The organism is Pseudomonas sp. FW305-3-2-15-C-LB1, assembly GCF_058787615.1.
On sequence record NZ_JBYSZX010000025.1, the window covers coordinates 1 to 19,473 of the forward strand.

Consider the following 19,473-nt stretch of genomic DNA (forward strand, 5'->3'; position numbering starts at 1 on the left):
GAAGCGGTTTCTTTTTGGTTGGCATACATGCACCTCTTACTCATGTTATGCCCGAACACAAAATTTCTGACAGTCCCCCGATGGCGGTGGATGAGTCAGCTTACCTCTAGCTGACTCATCCACCGCCATCGGGGGCGAGCCTATAGCGATAGAGCACAAGCCATCTGCCAGCCCGCAAATCCAATCAGACACACCCCGCTCGCTCGATTGAGCACACCAAAACCTGAACGTTCAGCAAACAGCTTCTTCATCCCCCCACCCCCTGCTGCATACAACATTTGCCCGAGAAACGAGCCCACTAGAACACCCAGCAAATTCCAGTAGATTCCCTGCCCCTGAAGCTGGGCGCCGCTGGCGATGGCATAGGAAGAAATCGCCGCAATGGTGAACGGGCTAGTCAACGTCAGTAAAAAGACCGGTACAAATCCTGCGGTGCACGTTATCTGCATCGTGCCAGCAGCGTTCTTGAATGTGGTAACACCAAGATAAAGGAGGTAGGCAATCGCTCCCCACGTCAATAGCTGATGATTGTCGACCCAAAATGCTTCGACCACCTTCAAGCCTGTAAAGGCGACAGCTGCAAATACCGCGTCGGCAACTGCCGCCCCCAGGGCTGCGGGCAATGCACTGCGAAAGCCAAAGACGATGGACTGCCTTAGAATGATCAAGGCTATCGGTCCAACGCTTATTGAAAGCAGTGTCGAAAATAGCATTGCACTCAGAAAGTCGTGCATTTACCTCACAATCTCTCTGAACATTTTTTTCTTTGCCCGACAGTGCGGACACTGAAAATTGTCGTCTAGCTCGCCCCACCTTGTTCCTGCCTCAACGTCGACTAGAAGCTCACCCAATGCCTCGGAATAAACGTAGTGACAGATCTGACACTCATAAGACTTATACATGTAGACAATCTCCAGAATTCAAAGACTCTGCGGGTCGGCAAGGCGACGATTAAGTGCCGAAAACATATGTTCAAAACCGTCCATGAATGCCATCGCACCGCGCATGGCTTGTGGAGCGATACCTGGGTTTTTCTCCAAGTATGAAATTACGATCTCCCGCCCGGTCGCTACGTGCATGGGTTCGACTTCGCAGTGGATAGCGAAGAACGCCAAGACCGGGTCTTCCTCATCCACCAAGCCATACTCACGGGCGTATTTTTTAAACCCTTCAAGAAAGTACTGAAACTCTCTGGACGAGGTCATTTCCGAAGCCAAATGAAAACCCAACGCTTCGCCCAAAAACTCGGAGCGGTACATCCTATGCGTGTTATTCCCCATCGCAGTACCCTCTGGGAGTACGTTAGACGGATTAAACAGATCAGCATCGGAAAGCCCCAGATGAGTCGTCAGTTGTTTAAACATCTGATGATGGGTAGGCAGCATATGTTTACTATGCTGGTGCAGACCATACTCATCAACCGAAGCATAAAGAATATGCGCAGCCTTGGCTGTGCCATTCCACATATCCTCCTTGATCCATTCATCCGTAACACGTGCAGCCAACGCAACGATTCCCGCAGGCACGTCTTTAAAAAAAGCCCAAAGGGTGCCAAAAAACAAGGCCATACCCTGATGCGTCAGAGGACGAGCAGAGATAATCTCGCCGAATTTTTCAAGTTCCCTAAGCGCGGCATGCCGGACAATTGCATTAGCCACCTCGTTGTAACCGGCCTCGCACACTCTATAAATCTCATTCTTAGAGAGCCTTTCATTTGATCTGTTTTTACTGAATCTTGAGCATCCATCATTTTCATCCTTGTTTTTATAAAAAAATGATTTCACACCTTTTAAAGCAAGCGATTAAATTATTTATCCGCACATAAATTTGTCAAGCCAAAACACCTCATGATTTTGTATCACACATCTTAAACGCTCACTGTAGAGCGTTCCTGCACGATAAAAAAACCGCCAGCAAACCAGCAACTAAGTCCTACCGATAATACTGTAGGCTGCGTTTGTAAGACGAATACCATCCGAAGGAAATTCCCATCACCAATTAAACCATCCATTAGTTTATTTATTCATCAATTAAACATGCTCGCACTGACACACCCTGCTCTACACCGCCAGCTTGCTCGACAGTGCTTCGGCCACCGAACTGGATTGCGGTTAAAAAAGTGGGAGGAGGCAAGCCCCCTCCCACTTTTGCATCGGTTTACACCAGATGATCAGGCTGACGATTGCACGGCAGTCACTGGCTCAACACTACATCGCGCATCGCCGGGATGTAGCCATAGTCATAAGCCTCCTGCACAAACGAACGATCGCCCTTCAACACAATCCTGACCGTCGGCGCTTCGGTGCCGCCGATACGGTAGTCATCGCCGGTGGTGGGCACACTGTCGATAAACGATGTCACGAGGCCGTTGGGCATTACACAGTGGGAGTATGTCTGGAAGGGCTGCGAAGGCGGATTGCCGAGCACCAGGCCGGAGGCGTTCATCGGTGTGTAAGGGCCGAACAGCCGGTCGCTGACGAAACCATACACGCCATCCGGGCCCGTCACGCCGTCCGCGTAGGTGAACTTGTGACTGATGGTGAACAGGTAGTACTTGTTGTCCTGGAACACATAGTGCGGCCGTTCGGTCTGGTCGTTCACACCAACGGCGGTCACCAGCGGTGGCAAAATCTCCCACTCGTCACCGTTGAGGTCTTTGGCCACCGCAATGCCGATGCAGCCGACCTGATAACGCGCACCGCCGACATCTTCATGCCCGGGCGGCACCAGGCCTATTTCATTCGGGCCTACTTCGTGCGTCCCGCGCTCGCCGGCAACGTTGCCTTCGAACACCATGTACAACCTGCCATCTTTTGGATCGATAAAGGGGCTGGGATCGCGAAAGTTCCAAGTCGAATTTTGCGCTTCGGTTTGGTAATAGATACCGTCGGCATCAAACAACGATTTGACCTGATCAAAGCCCCGCAGGGTCACGCCGGTATCCGAGGTGACCACCTGGCCCCTGACTTTGGCAATGGTGGCGCCCGGTGTGACGCAGGTGTAATACAGGTCGATATCGCCGTTGTTATTCAGCAGGATCGGTGTACCTGCCCATTCCCGCGTGGTCGGCGAAACCCCTTCGGCCATGACACGGCCGCCGAAGATCCAGTCCTTGCCGGTGCGCGAATACCAGTAGCAGATACGCGCATGGCCATGGCGGTCTTCCCAGTCGCGCTTGATGTCGTAACGGCCATCGGCGTTGATGAATTGTGGATCATGGGGGCGACGATCAGCCGTCAGGGTGAAGATCACTGACCAGCCATCGACCGATACCACCGTACCATCCAGTTCACGCAAGGGCATGGTGTCCCAGATAAAGACCGTGTCACTCATGACAGGAAAGTCAGGACTCACTAACGGCTGTGTCGTCGTCGGGTCATTCTCATTAACTTTCAGCGCATCGGCCCGTGTCCAGCGAGTGGGTGTGTGATTCGCATGTTTCATGATGATGTCCTTTTGCTGACGCTTAAGTGACAAGCGAAGATTAAATAGCACATGACAGCCAACAACTTGATAGTGGCTGAAAGAGCAAGGGATAGTTGGCTCTGCAAGTGCGAAACAAGGTTTAACATGGAAGCCTGCCTGTCGCAACATGAAGAATTATTTAGATTAGAAAGGCCATCACTGTATTTATATCCTTGATATAAATACAGTGGCACTCGCATTAATTGATCACTAAGTAGAAAGCTAGCTAATCAACTACCAAAGACCAGTGCAACCGACTGGGCGCCGGCATTCTTCTGGGTAAAATCCTTGGCTTGTGCGGCGGTCTTCAAGGTATAGCCATAGTTGGATGAGGCCGTCCACTGCGCCTTGGGCGACTTCTGATTAGTGATTGGCGGCACACTGTTGATGTCGGTGAACGTCCCGGTGCCCTTGTCATCCAACATGCCTTTATTCTGGCTGCCTTCGCCAAAGTAATTACTTTCAGAAAGGATGTTGGCATTTTGTGCCAGGGTAAAACCGAGGTGGAAGTTATTGATGTAGTTGTTGTACACATGAAAATAACCGTAACGCATCAAGCCAGGCGCACGCACTTCCATGTTGTCGAAGCGGTTATGGCACAGTGTCAGGCGTGGGTAGCCATTGAACGCGGTATTATTATCATCCGCCGGGTGACCGAAGATCAGACCATACTTATGACTGCCAAAGAAGCAGTGACTGATGGTGGCATAATCGGCCTTTTCCCCGATATACAGCAGTTTATCTTCGCTACCGTCAGTGGTGGACCAGCTGTGCCCGACGAAAGAGCAATGGTCAATCCAATACTTGCTGCCGTAGTTCAAGTAGACCTGGATATCGTCATTGGCCTTGATACTTGCCGAGTGCTTGAAGATAAGATTCTGCAGAATGATGTTCTGCGACTGCGCCGTTGCACGCAGGTGAATATTCTCCAGGGTGCGGTTCTGGAACGAGCCAATCAGGGTCTTGTTGGCGCCCATGTTGACTTTGGTCAGGCTCGACGCCGAGATATTACTGTTGATCACCAGTACCCGTGGGGTGGTGTCGCCGATATTGGCCTTGAGTTGATCGAGCGTGGTGATACTGACCACGGGGCCGGACCAGCCACCTGTCACTTTTGCCGCTTGGGCGAAACCGATCAGACCGGTGAGTCTGCTTTCTGGGTAGGACATGAGTTCCCTCTCTATCAATAAAAATGGCTCGGTAAGACGAGCCTGTGCATCAAGTTAATCCGTTAACTTGCACACAGTGTCTGGCAGGACTGAGGTTGCCGGTGTTGGTCGATCAGCGCTTAAACACTGTGTTTATATACAGTATTATGCATTCGCACGACCGTCAACCCTCAAGTGGAAAACAATCGAAAGTGGGAGGGGGCAAGCCCCTCCCACATTTGCCCTGCTGTGTTCTTTTGGCCGTTATTTGGACACCGGCATCGCAAACTCCGCGCCCTGCTCGATGCTTTCCGACCAGCGCTGCATGATCGACTTTTGCTTGGTATAGAAGCGCACGCCCTCGGTGCCATAGGCGTGCATGTCGCCGAACAGACTCTTCTTCCAACCACCAAAGCCATGCCAGGCCATCGGCACCGGGATCGGCACATTGATGCCGACCATGCCCACTTCAATGCGCCGTGCAAATTCGCGGGCGATGTGGCCGTCGCGGGTAAAGCAGCTGACGCCGTTGCCGAATTCGTGGTCGTTGACCAGCTTGATCGCCTCGGCAAAGTCATTCACGCGCACGCACGCCAGTACCGGGCCGAAGATCTCTTCGCGGTAGATGCTCATCTCTTGGGTCACGTGGTCGAACAGGGTCGCGCCGAGCCAGAAGCCATTTTCCAGGCCGGCCTCGGTGGGCACATAGTCGCGCCCATCGAGCAGCAACTGCGCGCCGGCCTGCACGCCTTGTTCGATGTAGCCGCTGATGCGCTCCAGGGCGGCGCGGGACACAATCGGGCCCATCTCGGCCTTGAGGTCGCGGCCGTCGGTGATGCGCAGGTGTCTGGCGCGCTCGGTCAGCGCCGCGATGACTTTGTCGCCCACATCGCCCACCAGCACCGCCACGGAGATGGCCATACAGCGTTCGCCGGCACTGCCGTAGGCGGCGCCCATCAAGGCGTCGACGGTTTTGTCGAGATCGGCGTCGGGCATTACCACCATGTGGTTTTTTGCGCCGCCCAGGCCTTGCACGCGCTTGCCGTTGCGCGCACCGGTCTCGTAGATGTACTGGGCAATCGGCGTGGAGCCAACAAAGCTCACAGCCTTGACGTCCGGGTGCTCGATCAGCGCATCCACCGATTCCTTGTCGCCCTGCACCACGTTGAACACGCCTTTGGGCAGGCCGGCTTCGCGCAGCAGTTCGGCCATGAACAGCGAGGCGCTCGGGTCGGTGGGGCTTGGCTTGAGGATGAAGGTGTTGCCCGCCGCGATGGCGATCGGGTACATCCACATCGGCACCATCACCGGGAAGTTGAACGGCGTCACACCCGCCACCACGCCCAGCGGTTGGCGCATCGTCCAGTTGTCCATGCCACGGGATACCTGGTCGGAATGCTCGCCTTTGAGCAGGTTGGGGATGCCGCAGGCGAACTCCAGGATATCGATGCCACGATCCACTTCACCCTGGGCGTCGGTGAAGACCTTGCCGTGTTCGGCGACGATGATGCGCGCCAGGTCGTCCTTGCGCTCACGCAGCAGGTGCAGGTATTCGAACAGCACGCGGGCACGGCGGATCGGCGGGGTGTCGGCCCAACCGGCGAACGCGGCCTGGGCGGCGGCGACGGCTTCGGACACGGTCTGGCGGCTGGCCAAGGCGACGCGGCCGGTCTTTTCGCCGGTGGCCGGGTTGTAGACGTCCTGATAGCGATCGTCGCGGGACACGCGCTGGTCGTTGATGTAGTGCTCGATGGTGGTGGTCATGGCAGTAGATCCCAGGTGGATAGCGTTGGGGACCACGATAGGCTTTCGATTTGTTCCAAACCAGAGCAGAATCCAGAACTTATTGTCCAGCATAGCGAACAATCCACCCATGGAAAAATCCGAGATCGAAGGGCTGTGGACCCATATCCACTGGCTGTCGGTGCTGGAGGAACAAGGCACCTACACCGCCGCCGCCGCACGCCTGGGCGTGAGCAAGTCGGCGGTGAGCCAGCGTATTTCCGACCTGGAAAAAGCCACCGGCACGCGGCTGGTCACCCGCACCACGCGCAGCGTCAGGCTGACCGATGCGGGGCTGTCGTTGACCCGTGAAGTGCGCAGCGCCTATGAGCAGATCGCCCGCAGCTTTTCCTCGGTACGCGACTCGGTTGGCGAGATTCGCGGGCTGGTACGGCTGACCGCGCCGGTGGCGTTCGCCCGTCAGCAATTGGTGCCGCACTTGTCGGAATTCCTGCAACAGTACCCGCAGGTGCGCATTCAACTGGACGTGTCCGACGCCCTGAGTTCACTGGCCGCCGAAGGCTACGACCTGGCCGTGCGCCACGGCTTCCAGGTGCCGGAAACCCATGTGGCCTGGAAGCTGTGCGACACCGGCTCGGTGCTGGTCGCCACCCGGGAATACCTGCAACGCCACGGCGAGCCTCGCGAACCCAATGACCTGTGCGCCCATAACTGCCTGTTCTACCCTCGCGGCGCCGACCAGCCGGCCTGGACCTTCGAGCGTGGCACTAAAAACGTCGAACGCCTCACCGTGCCCATCGCCGGCAGCTTCGCCACCAACAACAGCGAAGCCCTGCGCGATGCGGCCCTCAATCACCTGGGCATCGCCCTGCTCCCCGACTTCAGCGCCCACGCCGCCCTGGCCGGCGGCAAGCTGGTGCAGGTGCTCAAGGGCTGGACGCTCAAGGGCGCATTCGCCAACGAGATCTACCTGATCCGACCGTATTCGCCCCATGTGCCTAAGGCGGTGAGTGCGTTGGTGGGGTTTCTGAAAACTGAATTGTCGGGTGGGTTTCGCTTTACGGGGTGATCTTTTACGCTTGCCCAACGAAACTAAAAGTCCATAATAGACAAATTAGTTTACTTGCGGAGAACCCCATGTCCAGCACACCCCATGTGATCCACCAGGCCCAGGCCCGCGAATTGCTCGGAAAAGTCGATGTGCCGCAGATCCTGCGCAAGCTGTTCCAGGACCTGGCGGCCGGGCAAGCCGTGCAGCCAGCGCAGCAACTGGTGGAGTTCCCGCACGCCGCCGGCGACTTTATCAACTACCTGGGCGTGCTGGCCGAGGATGGGGTGTACGGGGTCAAGACCTCGCCCTATATCGTGGGTGAGCAAGGGCCACTGGTGACCGCGTGGACCTTGTTGATGTCGATGCAGACCGGCCAACCCCTGCTGCTGTGCGATGCGGCCGAACTGACCACGGCGCGCACTGCGGCCACCACAGCGCTGGCGGTGGAAGCATTGGCGCCTTTATCAGCAAGGCGCCTGGCGATCATTGGCAGCGGCAAGGTGGCGCAGGCGCATTTGCACTACATCAAGCAACTGCGTGACTGGCAGCACATCAGCCTGTTTTCCCCCAGCCTGGCCCACGCCAGCGCCGAGGCTATCGCCCACCTCAAAAACCTGGACCCACGGGTGGTCATCGCCGACAGCTGCGAGGCGGCCGTGGACGACGCCGATGTGATCCTGCTGTGCACCTCGTCGGCCGGGCCGGTGCTCGACCCTGCCCGCTTGAGCAAACCGGCGCTGATCACCTCGATCAGCACCAATGCGCCCCGCGCCCATGAAGTGCCGCCCCACAGCCTCAACGCGATGCAGGTGTTCTGCGACTATCGCCAGACCACCCCGGGCGCGGCGGGTGACATGCTGATCGCCGCCGAGCAACACGGGTGGGACCCGCGTGCCATCGTGGGGGACTTGCCCGAACTGCTCAGCGAATGGGTGCAACCTCCGACCTACGACCGTCATGTATTCTTCCGCTCCATCGGCCTGGGCCTGGAAGACACCGCCCTGGCCAATGCCCTCTGGAGAGAGCTATGAACCACGCAGATTTCATCATCATCGGCGGCGGTATTGCCGGCGCCTCCACGGGGTTCTGGTTGTCGCAGCACGGCAAGGTGCGAGTGCTTGAGCGCGAAAGCCACCCGGCCTATCACTCCACCGGACGTTCGGCGGCACTGTTTACCGCCGCCTACGGCACCCCGCAGGTGCGGGCGCTGACCCTGGCCAGCCGGGCGTTTTTCGACAACCCGCCGCCCGGTTTCTGCGAACACCCGTTGCTCACGCCCCGGGGCGAAATGACCGTGGACTTCATCGGCGATGCGGCCGAGTTGAACACCCAGTACCAGAGCGCCAAGGCCACCGTGGCCGAGGTCGAATTGCTCAGCGCCGACGAGGCCTGTGCGAAGTTGCCGATCCTGCGCCGGGAAAAAGTCCACGGTGCACTGTATGACCCCACCGCCAGCGACATCGACACCGACGCCCTGCACCAGGGCTACCTGCGCGGTATCCGCCGCAACGGTGGCCAGGTGCATACCGATAGCCACGTACTTGGCTTGAGCCGCGACAGCGACGGCGTCTGGCAGGTGCAAACCCAGGACACAACCTACACCGCGCCGGTCATCATCAACGCCGCTGGCGCCTGGGCCGACCACATCGGCGGTCTCGCCGGGGCCGCGTCCATCGGCTTGCAGCCCAAGCGGCGTTCGGCGTTCATCTTCGCCGGCCCCGACGGCGTCGACAGCCACCGCTGGCCGATGCTGGTGGCGCTGGACGAATCCTTCTACATGAAACCCGACGCCGGCATGTTCCTCGGCTCCCCAGCCAATGCCGACCCGGTGGCGCCTCAGGATATTCAGCCCGAAGAGCTGGATATCGCCATGGGCATCTACCAGATCGAAGAAGCCACCACCCTGACCATCCGCCGCACGACCCGCACCTGGGCCGGCCTGCGCAGCTTCGTGCACGACGGTGATCTGCTCGCGGGTTTTGATCCGGTGGTACCGGGGCTGTTCTGGGTCGCGGCACAGGGCGGTTATGGCATCCAGACCTCACCGGCCATGGGCCAGGCCAGTGCCGCACTGGTGCGCGGCGCAGCGCTGCCGGAGGCGCTGACACGCTTCGGCCTCGACGCTGGTATGCTCTCCCCTGCACGCCTGGAGCCCCATTGATGAACACCGCTGAACAAGACACCGTCATGCAGAACTTCCGCGCGATGGCCGAAGCCATCGCCACGCTGTTCTTCCCCCACGCCGAAGCGGTGCTGCATGACCTGCGCTCGCAAAAAGTCGATTACATCGCCAATAACCTGTCCAAGCGCAGCATCGGCGATGACTCGGCGCTGGAGGACATGCTCGACGCCGACGTCAGCGAGGTCAATATCGGCCCGTACGAAAAGCTCAACTGGGATGGCCAGAAAATCCGCAGCCTGAGCACCGTGCTGCACGACCACAAGGGCCGACGCCTGGCGGTGCTGTGCATCAACCTGAATATTTCACTGTTTGAAAACGCCAAGGCGGCGCTGGACCTGTTCCTGTCGCCGAGCAAGCTGATCCCGCAGCCGGACTCGTTGTTTCGTGATGACTGGCAGGAGCGCATCAACACGTTTTTGCATGCCTGGATGCGCGAGCGGCAGTTGAGCCTGAATGGGCTGACCCGCGACCACAAGCGTGAGCTGGTGCTGGCCCTGCACGCCGAGGGGGCGTTCAAGGGCAAGAGCGCGTCGAACTATGTGGCCAATGTGCTGGGCATGGGGCGGGCGACGGTCTACAAGCATCTCAAGGAACTGAAGGGCTGAGGTGCGCACGACCGCATTTTGTGGCGAGCGGGCTTGCCCCGCGTTGGACTGCGTAGCAGGCCCATCTTTGGGGTCGCTTCGCAACCCAACGCGGGGCAAGCCCGCTCGCCACAGCAAGCCCGCTCGCCACAACAAGTCCGTTGGCCTCAGGGGTTCTAATTGGCCACGCGACAGCGCGCGTGTACCTCTCAATCGCCGTAGATATCGGCCTTGAAGTACTGCTGCGAAATCTTCTGGTACTCGCCACTGGCGCGAATGCCGTCAATGGCCGCATTCAACTGGCTGACCAATTCAGTATTGCCCTTGCGTACCGCGATGCCCGCGCCCTCGCCCACGTATTTCGGGTCCTTGAGTTCCGGGCCGACAAACGCGTAGCCCTTGCCACGGGGCATCTGCAGGAAATCATTCAAGGGGATGGTGTCGGCAAAGATCGCATCCAGCCGCCCGGCAGCCAGGTCCATGTAGATCTCTTCGTTATTGCCATAGCGCTTGACGTTGATGCCCTTGGGCTCGAACACCTCGGTGGCGTAGCGATCCGTGGTGGTCGCACGCTGCACCCCCACGGTCTTGCCCTTGAGGCTGGCGTACTGGTCATCCACCACCGCCCCCTCCTTCATCACCAGGCGTGATGAGGTGAAGTAGTACTTGTGGGTGAAATCCACCGACTTCTTGCGGTCTTCGTTGATGGTCATGGACGACAGCGCCATGTCGATTTTCTTGACCTTGAGGGACGGAATCAGACCGTCGAACTCACCTTCGACCCACACGCACTTGACCTTCATCTGCGTGCACAGCGCATTGCCGATGTCGTAGTCGAACCCGACGATCTTGCCTTCCTGGGTCTTGGAGGCGAACGGTGGGTAAGCCGCCTCGATACCGATGCGCAGGGTTTTCTCGGCGGCGACCAAGGGGCCGGATGCAAGCAGGCTCAAGGCCAGGGCGGTAATGAGGGAGCGTTTCTGCATGATCGTGGTCTCGCAAGTTGTTGTTGGTTTGGCAAGAGTGAGAAAGAGATGAATCGTGCACTTTTGTACTTATAATTCCATCTTGGACTTTTACGTCTCAATCGTCAATCTCACTGCTGCCTGGCGCGACACCCATGACTTTTTTGCATAACGCACCGGTGTTTTTGGGCGTTCTGCTCTGATTTATGCGTGCCTATACTCGGTCCAGCCTCTCGGCTAAACCGAGGGTCAGTCCCCACAACAATAATTAAGGACAGCCACCATGACCCAGCCCTTCCTGGCCGCTCGGGATTTTCTGCTCGCTCACCGCACCGACTACGCCACTGCCGTCCGGGACTTCCGTTGGCCGCAACTGGATGCATTCAACTGGGCCTTGGACTATTTCGACACGATGGCCGAGGGCAATGCGGCGCATGCGCTGTGGATCGTCGAGGAAGACGGCAGTGAGCAACGCTACAGCTTCCAGCAACTGGCCACGCGCTCCAACCAGGTGGCCAATCACTTGCGCGCACTCGGTGTACGTCGCGGTGACCGGGTGCTATTGATGCTCGGCAACGATGTGGCGCTGTGGGACACCATGCTCGCCGCGTTCAAGCTCGGCGCCGTGGTCATTCCCGCCACCGCCCTGCTGAACCCCGACGACCTGCGCGACCGCATCGAGCGCGGGCAGGTGCGCCATCTGGTGGTCGGCGAGGCCCACGTACCTAAATTCGACGGGCTGGCAGACGGTTGCAACCGCATCTGTGTGGGCGCGGCACCGCAGGGTTGGGTCGCCCACAACGCCGCCTTTGAATACCCCGATCAGTTCGAGGCCGAAGGCCGCACCCTGGCCACCGACCCGATGCTGCTCTATTTCACCTCCGGCACCACGTCCAAACCGAAGATGGTGCTGCACAGCCACCAGAGTTACCCGGTGGGCCACCTGTCGACCATGTACTGGATTGGCCTGCAGCCGGGCGATCTGCACCTGAATATCTCCTCGCCCGGTTGGGCCAAGCATGCCTGGAGTTGCCTGTTCGCCCCCTGGAATGCCGGTGCGTGCATCTTTATCCATAACGTCGCGCGGTTCAGTGCGCCGGCCCTGCTCAGTGCCTTGGAACGCTACGGCGTGACCAGCCTGTGTGCGCCGCCCACGGTATGGCGCATGCTGATCCAGGAGGATCTTGCCAGCTATAAATCGCGCCTGAGCCTGCGCGAATTGGTAGGCGCCGGTGAGCCGCTGAACCCGGAAATCATCGAGCAGATCCAGCACGCCTGGGGCCTGCCGTTGCGCGACGGTTTCGGCCAATCGGAAACCACCGCGCTGGTGGGCAATACCCCAGGTCAGGTGCTCAAGCCCGGTTCCATGGGCCGTCCGCTGCCGGGCTACAAGGTGGCCTTGCTCGACCCGGATGGCAATCCCGGCAGCGAAGGCGAAGTCGCCCTGCCCCTGGACGTGCGCCCTCTCGGGCTGATGCTCTGCTACGAAGACAGCCCGGAGAAAACCGCCGAGGTCATGCGTGACGGCTACTACCGCACCGGCGACACCGCGCAGGTCGACGCCGACGGCTACATCACCTTCGTCGGTCGCGCCGACGATGTGTTCAAGGCCTCCGACTACCGCATCAGCCCGTTCGAGCTGGAAAGCGCCTTGATCGAACACCCGGCGGTCATGGAAGTGGCCGTGGTGCCCAGCCCCGACCCGCTGCGCCTGGCGGTGCCCAAGGCGTTCCTGATCCTGGCCCACGATGCTGCGGGCGACGCCGAGCTGGCCCGGCACATCCTGGCTTTTGCCCGCGAGCACCTGGCGCCGTACAAACGGGTGCGGCGTATCGAGTTCGTCAGCGAACTGCCCAAGACCATCTCCGGCAAGATCCGCCGCGTGGAGTTGCGCCAGATGGAGGTGGTGCGGCGCCAGGGCGATACGCGTGGCGAGCGGGAACACTTCGAGGAAGATTTCGCTTAACCAAAGCCCCGTGATGCAGGTGGCTGCACTCGGCGGGGCGCGCTGCACGCCAGTCGATCAGGCCACCTTGAAACGATTGACCAGGCGTTGCTGCTGCTCGGCCAGGCGCGCCAGCTCCTGGCTGGTAGCGGCCGTCTGTTCAGCCCCGGCACTGACCTGGATCACCAGGTCATTGATCTCGTTGACGTTGCGGTTGATGTCCTCCGAGACCGCACTCTGCTCTTCGGCGGCCGATGCGATCTGCATGTTGCGATCACTGATCCCCGACACCCCTTCGGCGATCTCTTGCAGCAACTCACCCGCTCGTTCCACCTTGCTCGCACCGTCCTGCGCCTTGCCCAGGGTTTCTTGCATGGACGTGGCCGCACGGTCGGAGCCGGTCTGCAGGTTGCTGATCATCTGTTGAATACTGCCCGTGGACTCCTGGGTCTTCTGCGCAAGCACACGGACTTCGGACGCCACCACCGCGAACCCACGCCCGTGATCCCCGGCCCGCGCCGCTTCGATCGCCGCATTCAAGGCCAGCAGATTGGTTTGCTCGGCGATGCCCCGAATAACGTCAAGCACAGTGGAAATGCCGTCGCTTTCCTGCTTGAGATCGCCAATGATCAGCGCGGTTTCCTCGGCCTGCCCCGAGAGCTGGCGGATCAGTGCGATGGTGCTTTCTATTTCGGCACGCCCTTGTGCGGTGCTGGTATTGACCCGTTGCGACATCTGCGCCGCATCGTTGGTGCTGTGCGCCACTTCGCGCACGGTGGCACTCATCTGGTTGATCGCCGTCGCCACCAGCTCGGTGCTCTGGCGTTGCTGCTCGACGCTCTGGCTGGTCTGGATCGTGACCGTGGAGGACTCCTCCGCCGCCGTCGCCACTTGGGCGGTGGCGTTGCCGATTTCCTGCACGACGCCACTGATCTCTTGCGCCATGCGGTTGAGGTTGTGTGAGATCTGGCCGAATTCGTCGCGGCTCTGGTACGTCGCCCGTGCCGTGAGGTCGCGCTGCGCCAGGTCGTTCAGCACCCGGTTCAGGTCGCGCACCGCCGAGCCGATCATGCGGATAATCAGCCAGGACAACATCACAACCGCCAACAGCGCCACCACCACCGCGCACAGGGTCAACCACAGGGCACGACTGGCGGCATCGCGTTCATGCTTGGCCAGGTCGCTGACACTTTGGCCCAGGGTTTCTTCCACTTGGCTCATCAGGTCGATGCGTCGAGTGGAGGTTTCAAACCACGCCTCTGGCTTGATGCCCAGCGCCTGCCCCATCGGCACCTCAAATGCCAGGCGTTGCAGTTTGCCGACTTCCACGGCGGCGGGGTTTTGCATCTGCTCATCGAACTGTTGAAGCGTGGCTACCGGTGCCTTGCGGCGGAACGCATCGTAGTAGGCATTGAACTCACCCAGGTTACGGCTGAAGCGTGACAGCAGCGTCGCATCAAAGCGATCCTGATTGAATACCAGCCCCAGTATCACGCGCTCGCGTCCGGCGCGCTCTTTCATTTCGATGAATTGGTTCAACGCGCCGAGGGCATAGACCAGGGTTGCGTTGTTGACGCTGGCCTCCAGGGAATGGGTATACCCCACCAGGGCCTGGATGATCTCGGTGTAGCGGGCGCCGGATTCGGTGCTATTGATGCCCAGCTTGTCGATCTGTGCACGGGTCGCCGGCAGTTGGTCCAAGGCACGCTGCACGCCATCCAGGCTCGCACCACCCGACGCCCTCAAGCCGCGTACCACCTCGGCCGCCGCGCTGGAGTCCTGGCGCATCTGCAACATCCTGTCGCCCATCGACTGGCCACCACTGCCCAGGAAAACCCCGCTGGCACCACGCTCACGTTGTAGCGTGGTGATGAGTCGGCTCAGCTTCTGCGCGGTGGCGCTGGCCGTCACCGTGGCGTCCATGTCGCGCAGCGTCTTGTAGTTGTCCACCACGAACACGCCGGCCAATGTCAGGAACCCGAGCATGGGCAGCAGCAGGATCAACAACAGTTTCAGACGCAGTGGTGCATTCTTGAGCATTTGCCTAAAGCCTCATTTCCATGGATCGCAATGACGCACCGCGCCAGAATAGTGGCGCCATGATATCACCGCTGCACACCGCTCTACGCTCGCCATGCCCATTCGTGGCCCCCGATTCGAGCTTGTATTGACCTGGATCAATCGCCGCTTCGATAACGCCAGACTGGCTCATTTCTCTTGAATACTTGCCTGATCCTCCGACTTATCGATTAACGGATAGATAGCCCTTGCGCGCTGGTCTAGAGTTCGACAATAAGCGGCCACTGCGTTCACATCTAAAACAGGCCGCACCTACCGATGATCAGCAGGTGAGCCATGGAATTACGAATCAACCAAAAGGCCTATCAGGTCGATGCCGACGCGGACACACCATTGCTGTGGGTGATCCGCGATGACCTGGGCCTGACCGGCACCAAGTACGGCTGCGGCCTGGCCCAGTGCGGCGCCTGTTCGGTGCTGGTGGACGGCAATGTGGTGCGCTCCTGCGTCACGCCGGTGGCCGGGGTGGTCGGGCGTGAAATCACCACCATCGAGGCGATTGAAGACGACGAGGTCGGCAAGCGTGTGGTCGCGACCTGGGTCGAGCAACAGGTGGCGCAATGCGGCTACTGCCAGTCCGGGCAGGTGATGGCGGCCACTGCGCTGCTCAAGCACACCCCCGCGCCGAGCAAGGCGCAGATCGACGCCGCCATGGTCAACCTGTGCCGCTGCGGCACCTACAACGCCATCCATGCGGCCGTCGACGCCCTGGCCAAGCAGGAGGGCGCGTGATGAACATCCTCGACGAACTGCTCGACGCACCGGTCAACCTGTCACGCCGCCGCTTTCTGGCGAGTACCGCCGTAGGTGCGCTGGTCATCGGTTTCGGCCTGCCATTGGGCTCGGGCCGGGTACAAGCCGCCACTACCGCTGAACGCGGCACCCAGGTGCCGGCGTTTCTGGAGATTCGCCCGGACGGCACGGTGCGCCTGCTCAGCCCGTTCATGGAAGGCGGGCAAGGCACCCATACCGCCATGGCGCAGATCGTCGGCGAAGAGCTGGATGCCGACCCCGCCACCTTCATCGTCGAGGCCGCCCCGCCTGGCGAAGCCTATGTGGTGATGGAAAACGGTATGCGCATCACCGGCGGCAGCATGTCGGTGCGCATGAGCTACCCGACCATGCGCCGTCTCGGTGCCCTCGGCCGCGCCATGTTGCTGCAGGCCGGCGCCAAACAATTGGGCGTGCCGGTGGGCGAACTGACCACCCAACCTGGCCGAGTCGTGCACGCGGCATCCGGCCGTTCGCTGGGGTATGGCGAACTGGCCAGCAGCGCCCTCGACATGCCAGTGCCCGATCCTGCCAGCATCACCCTGCGCGACCCGAGCCAGTTCCGCTGGATCGGCAAGCCGGTCAAGCGCCTGGACGCCTACGACAAATCCACCGGCAAGGCGCTCTACAGCATCGACCTGAAAGTCGACACCATGCTCCACGCCGCCGTCCAGCATGCGCCACGTCTGGGCATGACTGTGGGCAGCCTGCGCAACCAGGCGCAGGTCGAAGGCATGAAGGGCGTGCATTCGGTACACGTGCTGCCGGGCGCGGTGGCGGTGGTGGCTGAACGCTGGTGGCACGCCAAGCGTGCGGTGGAAGCGGTCCAGGTCGACTGGCAGGAAGCGGCGGCCGGCTCGACGCTGCGCGTGATGCCGGCGGACTTCTCCAGCGACAAGCATTTCGAGTTCCTCGCCGCCCAGCAGGGCCCGGCCCGTGATGACGAAAACGAAGGCGACGTGGCCGCCGCGCTGAAAGGCGCCAAGACCCAGGTCGAAGCGACGTATCACAACCAGTACCTCAACCACGGCCAGTTGGAGCCGCCCTCCGCCCTGGCCCGCTTCAACCCGGATGGCACCCTGGATATCTGGCTGCCCAACCAGGCGCCGGACATGTTCCGCGCCGATATCGCCAAGCGCACCGGCCTGGACCCTGCGCAGATCAACCTGCATTCACCGTTGCTCGGCGGTTTTTTCGGCCGGCATTTCCTGTATGACTCAGCCAACCCCTACCCGCAGGCCATCGCGCTCGCCAAGGCGGTGGGTCGTCCGGTCAAGCTGATCTGGAGCCGAGAAGAAGAGTTCCTGCGCGATGTATTGCGCCCGGTGGCCGTGGTCAAGTTCCGCGCCGCACTGGATGACAAAGGCCTGCCGGTGGCCATCGAAGCGGTAAGCGCCACCGAAGGCCCGACCGAAGCCCTCGCCGGCAAACAGGGCGACAAGATCGACCCTACGGCACTGGAAGGATTGTCGGGCAAGTCCTACGCCATCCCCAACAAACGCATCGCACAGATCTACGTCAAAGGCGCGCCCATGCTCGGTTACTGGCGTTCGGTGGGCAATTCGCTGAATGACTTTTTCTACGAGTCGTTCCTCGACGAACTGGCGGACAAGGGCAAACACGACCCCTATGAACTGCGCCTGCACCTGCTGCGCGACAACCCGAGGCTGACCACCTTGCTGCAAGCGGCGGTTGAACTGTCCGGCGGCTGGAAGCGCGGCCCCTTCACCGCCGAAGACGGCAGCCGGCGTGCACGCGGCGTGGCCATGGCCTCGCCGTTCGGTTCCCACACGGCGGCGATTGCCGAGGTGTCCATCGAGAATGGCAAGGTCAGGGTGCACGATATCTGGCAGGCCATCGACCCGGGCAGCATCGTCAACCCGGCGATTGTCGAGGCTCAGGTGAATGGCGCGGTGGCGCTGGGCTTGTCACAGACCTTGCTGGAAGAAGCGGTGTACGTGGACGGCAAGCCACGGGCGCGCAACTACGACCTGTACCCGATCCTGGCGCCGGCGCAGATGGCGCGGGTGCATGTGCGGGTCGTCGAGAGTGGCGAAAAGATGGGTGGTATCGGCGAGCCGCCGTTGCCTGCCGTGGCACCGGCCGTGGCGAATGCGGTGGCGCAATTGACCGGCCAGCGTGTTCGCAGCCTGCCCTTGAGCCGACACACCTTCAGCTGACTTTCAGGAAATGCCCATGAACAACCGTCGATTCGCAAGAACCGCAGGCTGGCTGGCGCTGCCCTGCCTGGTCGCGGCAGGCCTGCTGGCCTGGTACGTCACCCGTGAGCCCGCCACACCGTTTGCACAAGCGCCGGCCACCGCCACCTTCGAGCCGGCCCTGGTCAGCCGCGGCGAATATGTCGCGCGTCTCAGCGACTGCGTGGCCTGCCACAGTCTGCCGGGCAAGGCGCCGTTCGCCGGTGGCCTGGAAATGGCCACGCCGTTGGGGGCAATCCATGCCACCAACATCACGCCGGACAAAACCACCGGGATCGGCAGCTACAGCCTGGCCGACTTCGACCGTGCGGTACGCCACGGCGTGGCGCCTGGTGGTCGACGGCTGTACCCGGCGATGCCCTACCCGTCCTACGTCAAGCTCAGCGACGATGACGTGAAAGCGCTGTACGCGTTCTTCATGCAGGGCGTGCAACCGGCCAACCAGGCGAATATCCCCAGTGATATTCCCTGGCCGCTGAATATGCGCTGGCCCATCGCGCTGTGGAACGGCGTGTTCGCGCCCACTGCAACTTATGCAGCCAAACCCAACCAGGACGCGCTGTGGAACCGCGGCGCCTACATCGTCCAAGGCCCCGGCCACTGCGGCAGTTGCCACACGCCGCGCGGGCTGGCCTTCAACGAGAAGGCGCTGGACGAATCCGGTGCGCCGTTCCTCGCCGGTGCCCTGCTCGACGGCTGGTATGCACCGAGCCTGCGCCAGGACCCCAACACCGGGCTGGGCCGCTGGGACGAGGCGCAGATCGTGCAGTTCCTCAAGACCGGGCGCAATGCCCATGCGGTGGTCTACGGCTCGATGACCGAAGCGTTCAACAACTCCACGCAGTTCATGCAGGACGACGACCTGGCCGCCATCGCCCGCTACCTCAAGTCACTGCCCGGCGATCCGCAGCGCGACGGCACTTCCTGGCAGTATCAGGCGGCCGCCACCAACCCGGACGCCCCCGGCGCCCACACCTACGCCACCCGCTGCGCCTCCTGCCATGGCCTCGACGGCAAGGGCCAGCCCGACTGGATGCCGCCCCTGGCCGGCGCCACCTCGGCCCTGGCCAAGGAAAGCGCCTCGGCGATCAACATCACCCTCAACGGTTCGCAACGCGTGGTAGCCGCCGGCGTGCCGGACGCCTATCGCATGCCGGCGTTCCGCGAGCAACTGACCGACCAGCAAATCGCCGAGGTGCTCAGCTACGTGCGCGGCACCTGGGGTAACAACGGCGGTGCGGTGGATGTGGAGGCGGTGGGCAAGTTGCGCGGGCATACCGACCCGGCGAGCAGCAGTCCGATCATCTTGCATATGCGCTGA

16 protein-coding genes are annotated in these 19,473 nt (G+C 60.7%); 8 read left to right on the top strand and 8 right to left on the bottom strand.

The features are described from left to right. Positions 1-140: 140 nt before the first annotated feature. The 6 genes from AC3WP7_RS28415 to AC3WP7_RS28440 form a co-directional block, all read right to left on the bottom strand. The gene (locus tag AC3WP7_RS28415; protein ID WP_092246078.1) at positions 141-734 is read right to left on the bottom strand and encodes a LysE family translocator; all 594 of its coding nucleotides are present in this window, start codon (positions 732-734) and stop codon (positions 141-143) included. Next, positions 735-902, bottom strand: coding sequence for a rubredoxin (locus AC3WP7_RS28420; protein WP_081049337.1), 168 nt, complete (start codon positions 900-902; stop codon positions 735-737). It abuts the gene before it with no gap. Positions 903-920: 18 nt separating this feature from the next. Continuing rightward, on the bottom strand, positions 921-1,784 hold the full coding sequence (locus AC3WP7_RS28425) for an iron-containing redox enzyme family protein (RefSeq protein WP_102592179.1): 864 nt from the start codon (positions 1,782-1,784) through the stop codon (positions 921-923). A 409-nt stretch (positions 1,785-2,193) separates the two neighbouring features. After that, the gene (locus AC3WP7_RS28430) at positions 2,194-3,444 is read right to left on the bottom strand and encodes a glycoside hydrolase family 68 protein (protein ID WP_102592178.1); all 1,251 of its coding nucleotides are present in this window, start codon (positions 3,442-3,444) and stop codon (positions 2,194-2,196) included. Between the two features lie 251 nt (positions 3,445-3,695). Further along, the gene (locus AC3WP7_RS28435) at positions 3,696-4,634 is read right to left on the bottom strand and encodes a pectate lyase family protein (RefSeq protein ID WP_102592177.1); all 939 of its coding nucleotides are present in this window, start codon (positions 4,632-4,634) and stop codon (positions 3,696-3,698) included. Positions 4,635-4,877: 243 nt separating this feature from the next. After that, positions 4,878-6,377, bottom strand: coding sequence for a CoA-acylating methylmalonate-semialdehyde dehydrogenase (locus tag AC3WP7_RS28440; protein ID WP_092246087.1), 1,500 nt, complete (start codon positions 6,375-6,377; stop codon positions 4,878-4,880). A 109-nt stretch (positions 6,378-6,486) separates the two neighbouring features. Here AC3WP7_RS28440 and AC3WP7_RS28445 point away from each other — a divergent pair, with 109 nt between their 5' ends. The 4 genes from AC3WP7_RS28445 to AC3WP7_RS28460 all read left to right on the top strand — a co-directional run bounded on the left by AC3WP7_RS28445 (position 6,487) and on the right by AC3WP7_RS28460 (position 10,194). Further along, positions 6,487-7,425, top strand: a complete 939-nt coding sequence (locus AC3WP7_RS28445) for a LysR family transcriptional regulator (protein WP_092246090.1) — start codon at positions 6,487-6,489, stop codon at positions 7,423-7,425. Positions 7,426-7,493: 68 nt separating this feature from the next. Then, a complete protein-coding gene (locus AC3WP7_RS28450; RefSeq protein WP_102592176.1) occupies positions 7,494-8,438 on the top strand; it encodes an ornithine cyclodeaminase family protein in 945 nt (314 codons plus the stop codon). Then, positions 8,435-9,568, top strand: coding sequence for an NAD(P)/FAD-dependent oxidoreductase (locus AC3WP7_RS28455; RefSeq protein WP_102592175.1), 1,134 nt, complete (start codon positions 8,435-8,437; stop codon positions 9,566-9,568). The genes AC3WP7_RS28450 and AC3WP7_RS28455 overlap by 4 nt, the downstream gene beginning before the upstream one ends. Next, a complete protein-coding gene (locus tag AC3WP7_RS28460) occupies positions 9,568-10,194 on the top strand; it encodes a helix-turn-helix transcriptional regulator (RefSeq protein ID WP_102630097.1) in 627 nt (208 codons plus the stop codon). Before AC3WP7_RS28455 ends, AC3WP7_RS28460 begins: the two co-directional genes overlap by 1 nt. 188 nt (positions 10,195-10,382) lie before the next feature. Here the strand turns inward: AC3WP7_RS28460 and AC3WP7_RS28465 are convergent, their stop codons facing one another. Beyond that, positions 10,383-11,159 carry an ABC transporter substrate-binding protein gene (locus AC3WP7_RS28465; protein WP_092246099.1) on the bottom strand — a complete coding sequence of 259 codons (777 nt, stop codon included), beginning with the start codon at positions 11,157-11,159 and terminating at the stop codon, positions 10,383-10,385. Between the two features lie 262 nt (positions 11,160-11,421). Between AC3WP7_RS28465 and AC3WP7_RS28470 the strand changes: the two genes are divergently transcribed. Next, the gene (locus tag AC3WP7_RS28470; RefSeq protein WP_093513758.1) at positions 11,422-13,104 is read left to right on the top strand and encodes an AMP-binding protein; all 1,683 of its coding nucleotides are present in this window, start codon (positions 11,422-11,424) and stop codon (positions 13,102-13,104) included. Between the two features lie 57 nt (positions 13,105-13,161). Here the strand turns inward: AC3WP7_RS28470 and AC3WP7_RS28475 are convergent, their stop codons facing one another. Beyond that, positions 13,162-15,123: a methyl-accepting chemotaxis protein gene (locus AC3WP7_RS28475; protein WP_102592173.1), complete on the bottom strand. Its 1,962-nt coding sequence runs from the start codon at positions 15,121-15,123 to the stop codon at positions 13,162-13,164. A 315-nt stretch (positions 15,124-15,438) separates the two neighbouring features. Here AC3WP7_RS28475 and AC3WP7_RS28480 point away from each other — a divergent pair, with 315 nt between their 5' ends. Genes AC3WP7_RS28480 through AC3WP7_RS28490 form a run of 3 tightly spaced genes read left to right on the top strand, consistent with a single transcriptional unit; the run spans position 15,439 to position 19,473 of the window. Beyond that, on the top strand, positions 15,439-15,894 hold the full coding sequence (locus tag AC3WP7_RS28480; protein ID WP_058427060.1) for a (2Fe-2S)-binding protein: 456 nt from the start codon (positions 15,439-15,441) through the stop codon (positions 15,892-15,894). Next, the gene (locus AC3WP7_RS28485) at positions 15,894-18,113 is read left to right on the top strand and encodes a xanthine dehydrogenase family protein molybdopterin-binding subunit (RefSeq protein WP_093127955.1); all 2,220 of its coding nucleotides are present in this window, start codon (positions 15,894-15,896) and stop codon (positions 18,111-18,113) included. The genes AC3WP7_RS28480 and AC3WP7_RS28485 overlap by 1 nt, the downstream gene beginning before the upstream one ends. 16 nt (positions 18,114-18,129) lie before the next feature. Next, on the top strand, positions 18,130-19,473 hold the full coding sequence (locus AC3WP7_RS28490) for a c-type cytochrome (RefSeq protein ID WP_102592172.1): 1,344 nt from the start codon (positions 18,130-18,132) through the stop codon (positions 19,471-19,473).

Coding starts and splice junctions, on each gene's coding strand:
- AC3WP7_RS28440 (WP_092246087.1), bottom strand. CDS start 6,377: ATGACCACCACCATCGAGCACTACATCAACGACCAGCGCGTGTCCCGC.
- AC3WP7_RS28475 (WP_102592173.1), bottom strand. CDS start 15,123: ATGCTCAAGAATGCACCACTGCGTCTGAAACTGTTGTTGATCCTGCTG.
- AC3WP7_RS28455 (WP_102592175.1), top strand. CDS start 8,435: ATGAACCACGCAGATTTCATCATCATCGGCGGCGGTATTGCCGGCGCC.
- AC3WP7_RS28460 (WP_102630097.1), top strand. CDS start 9,568: ATGAACACCGCTGAACAAGACACCGTCATGCAGAACTTCCGCGCGATG.
- AC3WP7_RS28430 (WP_102592178.1), bottom strand. CDS start 3,444: ATGAAACATGCGAATCACACACCCACTCGCTGGACACGGGCCGATGCG.
- AC3WP7_RS28470 (WP_093513758.1), top strand. CDS start 11,422: ATGACCCAGCCCTTCCTGGCCGCTCGGGATTTTCTGCTCGCTCACCGC.
- AC3WP7_RS28420 (WP_081049337.1), bottom strand. CDS start 902: ATGTATAAGTCTTATGAGTGTCAGATCTGTCACTACGTTTATTCCGAG.
- AC3WP7_RS28435 (WP_102592177.1), bottom strand. CDS start 4,634: ATGTCCTACCCAGAAAGCAGACTCACCGGTCTGATCGGTTTCGCCCAA.
- AC3WP7_RS28465 (WP_092246099.1), bottom strand. CDS start 11,159: ATGCAGAAACGCTCCCTCATTACCGCCCTGGCCTTGAGCCTGCTTGCA.
- AC3WP7_RS28480 (WP_058427060.1), top strand. CDS start 15,439: ATGGAATTACGAATCAACCAAAAGGCCTATCAGGTCGATGCCGACGCG.
- AC3WP7_RS28450 (WP_102592176.1), top strand. CDS start 7,494: ATGTCCAGCACACCCCATGTGATCCACCAGGCCCAGGCCCGCGAATTG.
- AC3WP7_RS28490 (WP_102592172.1), top strand. CDS start 18,130: ATGAACAACCGTCGATTCGCAAGAACCGCAGGCTGGCTGGCGCTGCCC.
- AC3WP7_RS28445 (WP_092246090.1), top strand. CDS start 6,487: ATGGAAAAATCCGAGATCGAAGGGCTGTGGACCCATATCCACTGGCTG.
- AC3WP7_RS28485 (WP_093127955.1), top strand. CDS start 15,894: ATGAACATCCTCGACGAACTGCTCGACGCACCGGTCAACCTGTCACGC.
- AC3WP7_RS28415 (WP_092246078.1), bottom strand. CDS start 734: ATGCACGACTTTCTGAGTGCAATGCTATTTTCGACACTGCTTTCAATA.